Source organism: Luteibaculum oceani (genome assembly GCF_007995015.1).
Taxonomy (GTDB): Bacteria; Bacteroidota; Bacteroidia; order Flavobacteriales_D; family Luteibaculaceae; genus Luteibaculum; species Luteibaculum oceani.
On sequence record NZ_VORB01000002.1, the window covers coordinates 39,314 to 53,409 of the forward strand.

The following is a 14,096-nucleotide window of genomic DNA, read 5'->3' on the forward strand; positions in this document are numbered from 1 at the left end:
ATGCCAAAAATTATATGTCTTCCTTTTGCTGGAGCCTCTAAGTATGCGTACAACCAGTTTAATAATATGGGTGTTGGTTCCTTAGATTTTATTGGATTAGATCTACCTGGAAGAGGAATGCGTTTTAATGAGCCTTTGTTGAGGTCGATAGACGAAATGACCCATGATCTGTATAATCAAATACTTCCCTTTACTAACGAACCTTATTACCTGTTTGGCCACAGTATGGGAGCAATTCTAGGTCAGCGCATATGCGAAAAATTGCACGAGCTCGATAAGCCCTTACCAAAAAAACTACTGCTATCAGGAAGAGGGGGGCCAGATACGGAGATTACCCACAGAGAATGGCATAAATTACCCCCGAATGATTTCAAGAAAAAGGTATTTGAGCTAGGCGGTAGCCCTAAGGAAGTATTAGATAATCCTGAGTTAATGGAGTTAATGGAACCCATTTTAAGAGCTGATTTTGAGGCGGTGGAGACTTACCTTTATCCGAAGATTAACAAATTAGATATCCCAGTTTCTGTTTACTACGGATCGCATGATAAGTGTACTAAAGAGGAGTGCGAAAATTGGCAGGTTATCTCGGATAAAAAAATAACCTTAACTGAAATAAGTGGCAACCACTTTTTTATTTTCTCTAATGCTCAGCAATTTTTGAACTGCCTTAAACAAGATATTGATGCATGATCTTTAAGCATGCTTTTAATAGAGATAAGTGGAGTGATCAGGAAACGAACTCTCGATTAACGGCTCTGCCTCTTGAAATAAAACAAAAAGCCTTGCGATACAAAAAATGGCAAGACCGCCAGGCTTGCATAATATCGCGAGAGTTGCTCCAAGCATCTCTTCAAGAGTTTTATGGAAATAATGATGATTATTTGGCCAGAGTACAGGTGGATAGATTTGGAAAACCCTTTTTAAACGAGGAAATCAATTTTAGTATTTCCCATACCGAAGAATTGGTTGTTTGTGCGGTTGCAAAAGATGTAATTGGGGTAGATGTAGAAAAAATAAGGGAAGTAGAATTTATAGATTTTCAGCAGTTTTTTACCACCCAGGAATGGAATGAGATCCAGTGTAGTGAGGAGCCAAAACACACTTTTTACAGGAAGTGGACCATAAAAGAGGCCGTGTTGAAAGCCGATGGTAGGGGATTGAGTGTGCCACTGAATAAAGTTGCTATTAGCAACCATTCCGCAAATCTCGATGGTAAATTTTTTCATGTTGAAACTCGCTTCTTATCTGAGGATCATCTTTGTGCGGTTGCTTACCAGTCCTAATGAAGAATTATTTTGCCAATTTTGGGCTTTTTAACCGACTTTGTGTTTGCTGTTATTAGTTACCCAATCAGGTGGATATTGCAATGAATATAAATTCACTTAGCCTTAACCCTATATGCCATGTTAGCTAAAAAATATACTAGAATAGCTTTTGGGTTACTATACCTTTTGTTGGCCGTTTACTTTATTAAAGAAGCGATGGGCAATGGTGATTTTAAAGTGTTTTTGGAAGCGGCCAAAATGCTTAGAAATGGTGAAAACCCATATAATAAATGGATTTTTGTAAGTGAAGGAAACTATTGCTTGTACTACTACAGCCCTCTTTGGGCCACCCTGCTGATTCCCTTTTCATACTTACCCAACTTTGTACCTAACCTACTTTGGTTAACGCTAAACTTCCTTCTTCTTTTACGCTGCTTTCGGCTTATGGGCAACTACCTTAATTTACAGGAGTTGTCTCAGAAAAAGGTGTTTTGGATTCAGTTCCTGTGCGTAGTCATGACCGTGAGGTTTTTACTGTACAACTTTGGAATGATCCAAATGACTGTCTTTTTGCTGTGGGGAATATTAGAGGGATTGGATCTTATAAGAAAAGGGCGGTTTGGATTAGGGGGATTACTGATTGCTTTCGTTATTAATGTTAAGATTCTCCCCATCGTAATTCTTCCATATTTGTTGTACAGGGCTTATTACAAAGGCTTTTTGTCCAGTCTCTTTTTTCTAATGGTTTTACTCCTTTTACCATCAATTTATTTAGGATGGTCGGTTAATTATATCCTTTTGCAGGATTGGTGGATGGTAATTAATCCTAGCAATCCGGAACATACTATTGAAACTGATTTGGGAGTACATAGCTTAACTGCGCTTATACCAAATTTGTTGACGGAAACAGATGGGAAATTAGATTTAAAGCGCAATCTTTTTAACCTAGATGAATATTGGGCCTTGAGCATATCCAACGCCATTAGATTTTCCTTAGTTGCATTCACCATTTACTTTCTATCGTCGTTACCCTTTAAGAAAGCAAAAAATGCTTTTTACGACTTTAGGGCTATTGCATACATCATCCTGCTAATTCCCCTAATTTTTCCGCATCAACTGAAATATGCCTTCACGCTGATTCTGCCAGCATGTTTTTATCTTCTACATTTTGTTTTTTCCCAATATGCTAATAGAAATCAAGCGATAGGGAAATTCCGATGGGTTGCAATACTGGTGTTTATGGGAATTGGATTTGTACTAATGACCCTAACAACAGATGGAGTAATAGGCAGGGAGCTTAGCAATATTACACAACACTATAAGACCATAACCTGGGGGGCTTTATTCCTAATTGGGGCTCTGATCCTTGTGAAACCAAACCTTCAAATTTCGGAAGACAATGAGTAGTTCTTGGATTGGTATGGATAAGCTATATAAGGTGGTGCTACCAATTTTGATCTTCTTTCTAAACCTGGGGCTTAAAATAATCTATCTTGATGCAGGCTCCATTTCGGGGGATGAACCCTTTACCATTTTTTATTCCCAACAAAAGCTTGCCGATTTATTCGAGCTGTTCCGAAATGAAAACAATCCACCACTTCATTTTTTAATCCTGCATTTTTGGATAAAGTGCTTCGGGATTTCTGCATTTTCAACGCGCTTTCCATCGCTAATTTTTAGTTCCCTTACCGCAGTCTACCTGTTTAAATTGGGCAAACAGTTTTTTAATTTGCGGGTAGCGGTGTTAGGGACTTTGCTATTTACCTTTTCCAGCTTTCATTTTTATTTCGCCCACGAAACCAGGGTTTATGCTCTTTTCGCATTGCTCACGGTACTCTCCATGTACGCTTTTTTAAATGCCAGAGAATCGAAAAGGTTCGGTGCTTATTTTACCCTGTTGGTGCTTAGCAATACCCTGCTTATTTATGCGCATTTCTTTGGCTTTTTTATTATTGTTATTCAGGCTTTGGGGGTTTTGTTAATCTCGGATTATAGAAAACATTTTTTTAAGGCTTATTCGTACAGCGTAGTATTGGTTTTTCTTACCTACATACCGTACTTAAAGATTTTTTTGGGTCGCTTTTTAGCTTCATCCGGGGGGACTTGGGTGGCAGCGCCTAAGTGGGAAAGTCTCTATAATCTTCTCTGGAAATTTAGTAACGCTCCAGTTAATACTTCAATTTTCCTTCTTCTGTTAATAACGGCGGGGGTAGCATTTGCAATTCGGATGAAAATGGGAATTAAAAAGAGACATGCGGCAACTAAATTATTAACGCTATGGTTTTTCTTCCCTTTCCTTTTTATTTTCCTTATTTCCTTCTTGCTTCCCATGTTCCTAGATCGCTACCTAATTTTTATCTCTGTAGCTTTCTATATGTTATTGGCCATCTCGTTGGAAAGCCTTATTAATTCGAAAAAGGTGTATGCCATTGTAGGAGGGGGATTGGTTTTGATGATGATCCTTACCTGTAATTATCAAAATGCACCCGATGGGGATTTGGAAGAGGCTGTGCGCTACCTTAAAACAAAAAAAGACGATAACACTGTTATTTTGCTTTGTCCGCCTTGGCTAAATCACGGTTTTAGTTACCACCTCTACTCTAACATTTTTAAGGATTACAGGAATTTCGAGGAAGGATTAGCGCAAAAAAATGTATTGGCCCTGTATACGGCCCAGGATATAGATGTAGCCATGCTTACCAATGCTTCTAAATTAATTTTTGTAGCAGGATGGACAGAGTTGGTCGATCCTCAAAACAGTATTAAATCACATTTAGATCAACATTTCCATTTGGAGGAGGTAAATCAGGATTTTAAGGTATTAACCATCAGCGAATACAGCGTTAACCAATAAATCACAATTACTCCATCTGAATCAGTAACTAGGGTGATCTACTCTAGTTAAGCTTATGCAATCCGCATTCTCTGTGCTCGAATACCTTCGTAGGGTCGTAATAGCGATTTTCAGAGGGTAGCTGATACTTCTGTAGGTAGGCATCTACTTCTTCATCCGTCCAAGATATAAATGGGCAGATTTTGTAAATACCGTTTGGCCCCTTATTTATTGGGGATAAATTATTTCTCAGCGCAGTTTGACCTTTTCTAAGGTTGGTGAACCAAAAATCTGGGTTCAATTCGGCTAATGCTCTTTTAAAGGGTTCTAATTTCACCTGTTCGGTAAAAATCTCATGTTCTTCTGTATCTGGTTGTGGGGTACCCAAAACGCTATTCCTAAAAGCTGCAGTTTGCTTGGGCACAAAGATTTTTATGTTCAGTTTTAGTCTTTTAATAAGCTTAACCGCGTGTTTATAGGTGAACGAGGTGTTATAACCTGTGTCTATCCACACCACTGGAATATCAGGTTTAAGTTGTGTAACGCAATGAAGTAAAGAGGCGGCACGCGGACCAAAGTTGGTGGTTATGATAGGATTTTTAGCGCGCTGAAGTACCCAAGCAACAATTTCAACTGGTTCTTTTCCTGCTAATTCAAGATTTACTAACTCGTCATTCATGCCGTAGAATAGTTTTTTGATGAGGAAACCCTCGAGCATTAATTTCTGAGTACAAACATATGTAAATCCTATAGGTTAAGTAGGATTAAAGTGGAAAAAATATATTACAAATCCGCAAGTGTTTGGTTTTCAACTATTTCTAGAATGTTGTCCCGTACTTTTTCAAACATGCTATGCACCGAGCAGCTCTCTTCAGAAGCGCAATCGGTACACTTTTCGTAATAATTTAAACTAACACAGGGAAGCCAAGCAATAGGCCCTTCTAAAATTCTAATCACCGAGGCTATACTTATTTCCTTAGACGGTTTCATTAGGTAGCATCCACCTCCCTTACCTTTTTTAGAGGCAATGATGCCCTGCTTTTTAAGCTCTGCTAATATGCTTTCCAGAAATTTTGGTGAGATGTTCTCATTCTTAGCAATTTCCGCGGTAGAAATGGGTTCGCCAGGAGGCGTTTTGGCAAGGTAGCCCAGCGCTTTTAATCCGTATTTAGTTTTCTTGGAAATCACAATTCAAATAACGCAATTAATCGCTTTTATCGGAAGTAGAATTCGGTGAAAATGTAAATGTTTTCTTGGATGCAACATGTGTTTTGTGAGTTGTGCCTAATGGGAATTCAGGTACTCCAGTGGTAAAACGGGCTTGAAATATAGTTGTGAACCTGTAATTTTGTTTAATTCCATTTTAGGAATACTAAATATTTTCAATCATCTGAATTTTATAAGGTTTCGATCCTTTTTTCTTTTATTCATAGACTGTTTAGTGATTTTTGTAATAAATGGAATATCTTGCCTCCTTTAAATTCAAATTCCATGATCTTTTCAAAACTTAATTTGGCCTATCCTCAAAGGCATTTAAAACGATTTAGAGTGATTTTTGGTGGCGATATCAAGTTTATACTCTGTCTAGTGGTACTTGTTTTTACCACCAACCAAGCGGTTAATGCACAATTAAATTGTTCTGGTGCTGCAGAACTTGCCTTAAATCAAACCTATAGTGGAACCACCGTTGGCGGTAATAGTAATGTGTCCACTTACAATAACGACCCATGGTGGCAACTTACGGGTCCCGAAAAGGTACATGAGTTAAATTGGCCAGGAGGTAATGTGCTAATTTCGCTAACAAATAAATCTGCAGGATTAGATCTTATTTTATTAAACGCATGTGATAATAATGATTTTGCGTACTCTGGTGGAGGAAATTCAGGAACTGCAGATTCTTATATAAACGCCTATTTAGACCAAGGTTTATATTACGTTATAGTAGATGGTTGGCAGGGTGCTAGTGGTACCTATGATTTGTTTGTTCAACAAAAGATACCGGTAAACATAAATGGGGTAACCAGAACCTTCGTACTCAACAATGGCACATTATATGAGGAGGTTGGGCAGCAGCTTATTCCTATAGAGTCAAACGTGATATCGGTTGAAAAAGACTGGGGTTATGTGACTAATGTTTCAACGGGGGAAGGCGTAGATGCCAATGTTTTATCCATAATGAAACAAGGAGAAGAAAAACCTAGAATGTTTCTTAATGAAAATTTTAATACCCAGTACTTAAAGCAAAAATTAGACTGCCAACAGTTTCCAATATTTCTTTACGGGGATAAGGTCTATTATCAGGATGTACAAACCCTAGATAACTGTGATGTATTAAGATGTGAAAACGGAAATGCCCTTGTTCATACCCGAGAAGGTAAAATTAAATTGCACACGCCTGCTGGGCAAGAAAAATGGGTAGATGTTGATCAAATAATTACTGTAGCTGGAATATCATACATCATTAAATCCAGTGATAAATCGGTTTGGGAATTAACACGCCCGGGTAGTCAATCCAGGCAAATTTCTAATTCCGCCGTTTTGCTTCAAGACAACGACAATCAATTAATTAAAATTGATGCTGAGGGAAAATATTCTAGATGGAATGGAGAAAACTGGAAATCAATCACCCCTTTATTTACAGGCGTAAGTCCAGAGGCTTCTGATGAAGGATTTTGGTGTTTTTGGCAACCTAAAACCTTACTTGAAAGTAGCAACGTGCAACTTGATCACATTAAGGGTCTTAAGGTATCAAGTACTGGAGAGATAACAGTAGGAATTATCCCAAAAACTGGAAATTGTGAGGAATTTCTCTGGCGAGTAGTTGATGCCGGCAATGGTAAAAAATACATTTTTAATAAAGCTAAGGGTGATACCATGCTTGCTCTTTCCAATCAAAATACTCTCATTTTTAGTAAAACTGAGGGTAAGAAATTATGGGATGTACAAGTTTCCAATAAAGAGGTTTACGGAACAAATGGCTACCAAGTAATTGGAGATAATGGTAACAAGGCCTTAGAATATGTATTTGGTGTTGCTCTAGGAGATTTTGTTCAGTCTGGATCCACTCAAACTTGGTTGTTTCAATTTAACCAAATGGTAAGGGATTATTTCCTACCTGTACCAACTCGTAGTAATTTGGAGACTCATTATACAGATAATCCAAATTTCAATTTAAGCACAGATGCCAGCGAAATTGAAAGTGCATATAACAAATTCCTTAAAGCGAGTAATGGGGTAACCATTTTCTCTACAAACACATGTTCTGATTGGGTTACGGTTAATTACTATTTAACCGTTGATAATATGATGAATGCCGTTAAAAAACCTAAGCCCGCCGATCCGAAAGTGAATCCTTCTCTTATTAATGAGCTTGATGTGATGGCAGGGCAGAGCTTGGTAATTATAGGGAAGAACGACTTAAACTATAGCGTACCTAATTACTATTTTACCAAGGGATTCAACTCTTTTAGCGTAGCTTCTTTAAGAGGCTCTGCGGGGTATCTAGCTCCTCGTAGATGGATATTGGTATCGGAGGAATTAACCTGTAAAACAGGTATTGTAAATAGACCTATGGACACTGGATTTAGAAGGTTCGATCACGGTGTACATGAATTTGGCCACGCGCTTCAAGAGTTGTGTAACTGGATAGCCATTGTAGATGCAAATGATATGTGTAACGATGAAAGAAACGCGAGCTCTGAATGCTTTTGTTATGATATGCAAAACTGGTTTAATAGTAATGGAAATAGCAACTTATACCCTGGTTTAAGAGCAAGTAAATGGTGGACACCACAATCTCAAGGTGTGAGTGCGGAACAAAGAGCAGAGGTGATGAAAAGAATCTTTGAGGAAGAAAACACCTGGATGCCACCAAAGGTGCTACGCCAAAACGGCTATACGCCTTCTGGTCCAACAAAGGAATCTACATCGGTAGGGGTTTTAAATGTGGTTAAGTATAGCCTAAAGGTTTTTCCTAATCCGGCGGAAGATTTTTTAACCATTGATGTAGCGCAAGCAAATGATTTAAAAGTAACGCTTATAGACTTTGGTGGAAAGCAGGTTTTTGAAAGTGATTTGAACCAAGGAATTAATAATATCCCTTGTAAAAATTGGGATTCAGGAGTTTATATGTTGCTGATTAATGGACCAAGGGGAACCCAGGTGAAAAAAGTAGTGATTAAGTAGTAGTTGATCTTAATATTAGAAAAAGCACGGTATTGGCCGTGCTTTTTTTATCTCAATACCCTTACCGACCCTGGCATTTTATAGAGTTGGTCTTCAAATACCGATTTAATCTTTATCATGAAGGAATAAACTCCAGTTGGCACCTCTTTTCCGAGGTATTTACCATCCCAGCCATTATTGATATTCTGGGTTTTGAAAATCATTTCTCCCCAGCGATTATAAACCGTCATTTCAAAATATTCAAGGTCTGAATCAGGTATTACTGGGATAAAATAGTCGTTAATTCCATCTCCATCTGGGGTAAAAGAATTGGGGATAAATACATTTAATTTATCCGTTACAATAACTTTTTGCCACGATGAGTCTCTACAGCCTTTTGGTGTTTCACCTTTTAGCTCTACGACATAGGTTCCGGTGTCGTTTCTGGGAAAAATATAATCCGTCTGAAATTTCGGAATGGTGTCCAGTCCACCGATTACCCAAGTATATTTATTGCTTCTAGATCCATGGTTGGTGAAAGTCACTCTAGGTGCAGTTCTGGTAACGCGTTTTGGACTTAGTGTAAAATCAACAATAGGGTCGGGGAATACATTAAACCGCCTGTAAATGGTTGTATCGCTCGAACAGTTGTTTTCACCCAAAACATCGATCTTAATGGGCATTAGTTCGCTGTTATATATCCGGCGCTTTATGGTATCGCAGGAGGTATATAAATGGTGATCGAATACAATTCGGCAGTTTTGTAAAGGGATGTCAGCGTTTACCACCAATTCTGCGTCGATATATGAACAGCTACTGTCGGAGTTTAACCATACATCTGTGCTTGGATTGGGCTTAACTAACACATTTATAGTATCTGGCAAACCTAAGGCCTCACACCCATTGTCCGATCTTATCGAGGTTACTTCATAGATATTCTCTCCAAGCTTGGGGTTTATTGGAAATAGAGAATTATTTGAAGGATTAGATGTGATTTCGAAAGAATAAGTGGTGTCGTTATTTTCTTTTATTTCAAAAGAGACCGTATCGCCTCCAAAGCCAGAGATAGCCATCACTCTTGTTTCATCATTGCAAAAGTACTGAGGAGTTTCATAGGTTAAATAAGGCCTAGGCTTGGTCCATGCAGTGCTATATCTCCAGTGACCTGTACAGCCATCCCTGCTTACAATATCTTCAAAGTAAACTCCAGTCGTCTCGGACAGGGATGGGAAGAAAAACTTAACATCTGGTCCATTTACATTGGTGTAGAGCGTATCGAAAAACTGATCACTAGATCGAATTCTAAATTGATAGGGAGCATTATTTCCAAGAATCTGGAAATCAATTTCCAATGGACCATCCTGACAAATGGGGTCATTAAATTTAATCCAATCTATCCTTGGTTCATCAAAAACCAATAAGCCAGCAATCCCATTTATGGTACCACTACATCCAGCTGATGTTAGGCCTGTAGCTTTTGTTCCCGTAATGGAGTAACTACCGCTAGGCAGTTTCATTGTGAAAATGGAGTCGTTTTCATTTAAAAGGACTTGTTTCCACTCATCCGTTCCATCGGTTAAAGTTATTTCTACTGGAAAATCACCTTTTATATGCCTTACAATAATCGCTGCGCTGTCACCAGCATCGGGGCAGATTTGATATTGACCTAAAACCTCAAATTCTGGCATTGGAATTCCATACATGCTCTTTTGCAAATCCACCTTGCTAAAGCATTTTGGGGTTTGGGTGTATTGGACAGAATCTATGTGAAGGATGAAATCTCCAAAGCCACTATGCGGCAGGATTTTATTAAAATTCAGCTGCCCAGCAGAAAAGGGGATAGTAAAGCTAGTATCTACCGACCCGCTCATTCTTCCTGTTACATAACCATCTAAAGCGGGAGTTTCCGATAGGGTAATATCCAGATTAAAGGTATTTCCCTCACAAATCGAGTCCTTTTGGGTAGAAAAGTCGGCAATCCCAGGGTTTTTGTAGACGGTTAAGGTTATCCAGTTGCTCACACTTAAACAGGTGTCTGCTAGTTGAATGGAGTCCGATCCAATCGCATTTCCAACCATTCTAGAAATAAAATACTCCTGTCCAGAGATAAAATTGGAAACATCAATTATCGAGGACAACTGAAAATCAATAACGGTATTGATATTATTGGAGTCTGTAGCTATTGCAAACAATACATTGTCATTGGGTTCGGCAACTGCAGGCGAGGATTCTGTTAACTGAATGGTTTCGCTTTCGCAAAACAGGCCTTTAGAAAGCGTATTGAGGTGTCCTGCATCGCTTCCACATGAACAAAAATGTTTTGTTCTTAAGGTGTCTTCTGGACAATGAGCAGTGCTGTAATTGAATATGGTATAGATTTCATTTCCGTTGGGAATGTCTTCACTCAAATACTCATTATTCCCCAAATCGGTAAAACTAGAGATGCCTCGTTGCTCCACAGTATAACCATCTGATTGGTCAATGCGAATACGCATTTTATAATTTTCGTTGTTAGCGTCGCAACTTATAGCAAGTATTGTATGATCTACCGGTTTGGTGGCGTTAACCGTAATGTTGATTAAGGTATCTGCTGGACATCCAATTTCATCCCTGAACTCACTTAGAAACACATTATTGGTTCCCTCAGAGCTAATGTTAATTCCAAAGGTTTCCCCACTTTCTATATCGTTTATGGTGTTTCCGTTGGCTTTAAAATTAAAGGTGTTGTCTCCTTTTTTGCTTTCTAATAAAAAGCGTACCTCAGAATTTACACAGCGTGGATTGCTAAAAAGTGGAGTTATAATAAGTTCGGGTTTGGGCGAAAAAGCAACTGAGTAGGTAGCGCTCTTAGCCATGCAACCACTTGGGTCATTTAAGTCTACCCCGTTAGCGTTTTTATCCCCAACTACTGTGGTTAAATAATAAGTGGTTCCAAAATTTAAATGGGGTTGGTAAAAAACTTTGGGGTTGGGATAAAAACTATACTGGGCAACTACTTCATTGGGGTTAAAAGTTGGGCTAGTATGCAAATATTGCACTATGGTATCGTTAGCATCAAGGTGGTGGTCACCTAAATGGTTTAAGTCCAGCGTATCGTTATAACACAGTAATAAATCGCCTGGAGCACCAGGAAAACTTCCAGCATCAGACATACAATCGCACGAAAATCTACCCTTAATGTTCGGCGATTTAAAATCCATGGGTGTACAATTGTATTGATCGGTTACGGTATAGTTGTAATTCGATCCTGTTGGCATCCAGTCGCTAATAAAACGGTTGCCAACCAAAGTGCCAGTAGCGGGACTAACCGAATAGCTGTTTGGATCTCCGCCAGAAATTGATGCGTAAATTCGGTAGGCGTTGTTCTCGCTATTGCATACAATGCTGTCTACAAATATTTCAGGGCTTTGGCGAACGGATACAGAAATAATCGCTTCAGATTCTGGGCAGTTGTTATTAGCCTGGTGCTTATACTTAAATCGGTATGTCCCGTTTAAAAACTCAGTTAAAACTTCGCCTCTCGCGGCATCTAGCTGACCGCTATTATCCATGTCTTCCCAAAGACCACCTAAATCTGCATCGGCACTCAACTCGTCTTCCAGTTTCAGACTGTCGGTAGAAGCGCATACCGTAACTGTTTTATCCAATCCCGGTGAAGGTCTTTCTTCTAAGTAAATTTTTATGGTGGTTTGCTGCGGCGGGCAGGGAGCATTGGATGGTAGGGTATAATCGTAGTGATAGGTTCCGGGAGGATTCGCAGTTAAATCTAATTCACCCGTATTAGGATTTAAGCCTAATGACGATTCTCTTCCATTCCAAATACCTCCCTTTTTGGGTTTCATTTGGTGCTGGTTATCCAGGTCTATGGTACCAAAACGACATAAATAAAGGGTGTCGCCTCTACCTTCATTTAATTTGTCAATCACCGTAACTCGAATGGTATCTGTAGATCGGCATCCAATTTTGTCTTCTGCCAAAAAGGTTAGCAAATATTCCTGGTTGCCACCATTTGCTGAGAGATTAACAGTTTGTGTGGGGTTGTTAGGATCCGAAAAATATCCAGGTGGCTGCCAAAGGGTAGTGGCTTTGTTTTCGTTTTTTATGTTTAAAAACCAATCATCTAAATAACCCGTTTTGCCCGAAATATTATCTATTACCTGCAATACCCAAGTTCCATTTATATCTGTTCCTACTAGGTCGTTGAGGTTGTTTTTAGACTGGAAACTACCTGTGTAGGGTGCGTTGGCAGTTGCTATAGAGGTGTTGGATAATAAAGTAAAACACGTGCCCTCATAATTTATACTGTCGGGCCCAACCTTGTCTACCAGAGTTATAGATGAACCGTTTGGTGCCTTTAATTTAAGGGTTAAGTCACCTACGCTGGTGTGTGATAAATTCACGCAAACTCCAACCAAATCTCCCGCCGCTAGCTTACCAGCTCCGGTTATGTTAACGTCAATACCAGAGTTAATTCCGTTGAGGTTATTGTCTGGAATTACTCGGTCTTTTCTATTGCTGAATTGAAGGGGAGAAGCAAATTCGGTGAGCTTCACCTTGCCCGTTAGGTATAAGTCTTCATCCTCGCAAATGGTGGTGTCATTGTTGTTTATGGAGGCAATGGGTTTGGAAACGGTAACGACTTTAGATTTTACCGAGCTACATCCCGAAGCAATATCGTCTACCGATAAACTAATGATGTAATTTCCTGGTTCGGTGTATTTTTTGGATGGGGGATTGGGCCCAATATGGGATGTACCATCACCAAAATCCCAGGTGTAATTTAAATTGGTAGCGCTAGAGTGTGTAATGTTTACCTCAAGCGAGTCGCAACCTAAAAATTCATCAATCTCAAAGTCAGAGTTGACAATTTCAAAAGATCCACCCCATTCCAAAACAAAGCCATCGGTAGTTTTAGAGAAGTTATCAATGAGTAAGGCATAGGTTTTGCCTTTATCTACGGTAATAACAGGAGAAATTTCTCCTGGATTGGGATAGGATCCTGGGTTAGGAGCCATACCGGTTGGAGCTCCATCTTCACCTGCAAAGTTGTAATTGCACTGCTCTGCTACCGGCCTTGAAGAGGTGGACGGGCATCCGTTGGTAATATCTAAAAGTGCCCAGTCGTATTCGCTATCTCCCTTTGGAGTTATTATAAATTCTAGCGTTCCCGTTTTGGAAACGGTAAACATGAGCCATACATCTCTCCTTACTTCAAAGGAAAAACAATCTGGCCACATCCCAGATGATTGGTAATCTACGAGGTTTTCAAATTCCAGCGTGCTCTTATTGCAGACTCTTCCAGCATTATCGCATCGGTCTCCCGGGTCTTCGGTGTCAAAGTTGTTTGTGAAACACAATTGGTAATGTCCGAATTGTTCGGTTTTGGAGCTGATGATTACAAAATAATTCTCTCCCGCAGTAACGGTTGCATTAAGAGTAAGCTTGTTAAATCCGGGAGTGGATGAGCATTTTTCGATTGTATAATTATTGCAATCTCCAGAAAGGAGGAAAATTACGGGGTCTTTTATTGCTGAAGTCCCAGAGGGCGTTAATTCTATCGTTAAACTCGAAGCCTGCGCGGTAAACTTGTAGAAAAGATCTGGACCACTGGGTGTAAACGAACAATTGGTAGTGGTGGTAAAGGTAAATCCAGACTCGGTTGGGGTTAGAGCATCGTGAAAAACGCAGGCACTTCCTTCACTATTAAAAACAATGGATTTAGCATCGTCGCAAAGATTGTTTGGGGGAGACTGCGCCCAACCCGTTACTGCGAGGGCTAAAAAAAGTATACTATAAACGAGTCTAAGCGCCATGCGGAACACAAATGTAGACGA

The 14,096-nt window shown here is 39.4% G+C and carries 8 protein-coding genes; 5 read left to right on the forward strand and 3 right to left on the reverse strand.

Features of this window, described 5'->3' with window-relative positions:
- The 4 genes from FRX97_RS02300 (at position 1) to FRX97_RS02315 (ending at position 4,119) form a co-directional block, all read left to right on the forward strand.
- Positions 1-690, forward strand: a complete 690-nt coding sequence (locus tag FRX97_RS02300) for a thioesterase II family protein (RefSeq protein ID WP_147012976.1) — start codon at positions 1-3, stop codon at positions 688-690.
- The gene (locus tag FRX97_RS02305) at positions 687-1,283 is read left to right on the forward strand and encodes a 4'-phosphopantetheinyl transferase family protein (protein WP_147012978.1); all 597 of its coding nucleotides are present in this window, start codon (positions 687-689) and stop codon (positions 1,281-1,283) included. The genes FRX97_RS02300 and FRX97_RS02305 overlap by 4 nt, the downstream gene beginning before the upstream one ends.
- A 120-nt stretch (positions 1,284-1,403) precedes the next feature.
- Positions 1,404-2,672 carry a glycosyltransferase 87 family protein gene (locus FRX97_RS02310; protein ID WP_147012981.1) on the forward strand — a complete coding sequence of 423 codons (1,269 nt, stop codon included), beginning with the start codon at positions 1,404-1,406 and terminating at the stop codon, positions 2,670-2,672.
- On the forward strand, positions 2,665-4,119 hold the full coding sequence (locus FRX97_RS02315; protein WP_147012983.1) for a glycosyltransferase family 39 protein: 1,455 nt from the start codon (positions 2,665-2,667) through the stop codon (positions 4,117-4,119). The genes FRX97_RS02310 and FRX97_RS02315 overlap by 8 nt, the downstream gene beginning before the upstream one ends.
- A gap of 43 nt (positions 4,120-4,162) precedes the next feature.
- Here FRX97_RS02315 and FRX97_RS02320 read toward each other — a convergent pair whose 3' ends face one another.
- Both FRX97_RS02320 and FRX97_RS02325 read right to left on the reverse strand, forming a co-directional pair.
- The gene (locus FRX97_RS02320; RefSeq protein WP_147012985.1) at positions 4,163-4,777 is read right to left on the reverse strand and encodes a phosphoadenosine phosphosulfate reductase domain-containing protein; all 615 of its coding nucleotides are present in this window, start codon (positions 4,775-4,777) and stop codon (positions 4,163-4,165) included.
- Positions 4,778-4,881: 104 nt separating this feature from the next.
- Positions 4,882-5,286 carry an RrF2 family transcriptional regulator gene (locus tag FRX97_RS02325; protein ID WP_147012987.1) on the reverse strand — a complete coding sequence of 135 codons (405 nt, stop codon included), beginning with the start codon at positions 5,284-5,286 and terminating at the stop codon, positions 4,882-4,884.
- Positions 5,287-5,589: 303 nt separating this feature from the next.
- Between FRX97_RS02325 and FRX97_RS02330 the strand changes: the two genes are divergently transcribed.
- Positions 5,590-8,283, forward strand: coding sequence for a T9SS type A sorting domain-containing protein (locus FRX97_RS02330; protein ID WP_147012989.1), 2,694 nt, complete (start codon positions 5,590-5,592; stop codon positions 8,281-8,283).
- Between the two features lie 47 nt (positions 8,284-8,330).
- Here FRX97_RS02330 and FRX97_RS02335 read toward each other — a convergent pair whose 3' ends face one another.
- Positions 8,331-14,075: a T9SS type B sorting domain-containing protein gene (locus tag FRX97_RS02335; RefSeq protein WP_147012991.1), complete on the reverse strand. Its 5,745-nt coding sequence runs from the start codon at positions 14,073-14,075 to the stop codon at positions 8,331-8,333.
- Positions 14,076-14,096 lie beyond the last annotated feature (21 nt).

Coding starts and splice junctions, on each gene's coding strand:
- FRX97_RS02335 (WP_147012991.1), bottom strand. CDS start 14,075: ATGGCGCTTAGACTCGTTTATAGTATACTTTTTTTAGCCCTCGCAGTA.
- FRX97_RS02330 (WP_147012989.1), top strand. CDS start 5,590: ATGATCTTTTCAAAACTTAATTTGGCCTATCCTCAAAGGCATTTAAAA.
- FRX97_RS02310 (WP_147012981.1), top strand. CDS start 1,404: ATGTTAGCTAAAAAATATACTAGAATAGCTTTTGGGTTACTATACCTT.
- FRX97_RS02320 (WP_147012985.1), bottom strand. CDS start 4,777: ATGAATGACGAGTTAGTAAATCTTGAATTAGCAGGAAAAGAACCAGTT.
- FRX97_RS02305 (WP_147012978.1), top strand. CDS start 687: ATGATCTTTAAGCATGCTTTTAATAGAGATAAGTGGAGTGATCAGGAA.
- FRX97_RS02315 (WP_147012983.1), top strand. CDS start 2,665: ATGAGTAGTTCTTGGATTGGTATGGATAAGCTATATAAGGTGGTGCTA.
- FRX97_RS02300 (WP_147012976.1), top strand. CDS start 1: ATGCCAAAAATTATATGTCTTCCTTTTGCTGGAGCCTCTAAGTATGCG.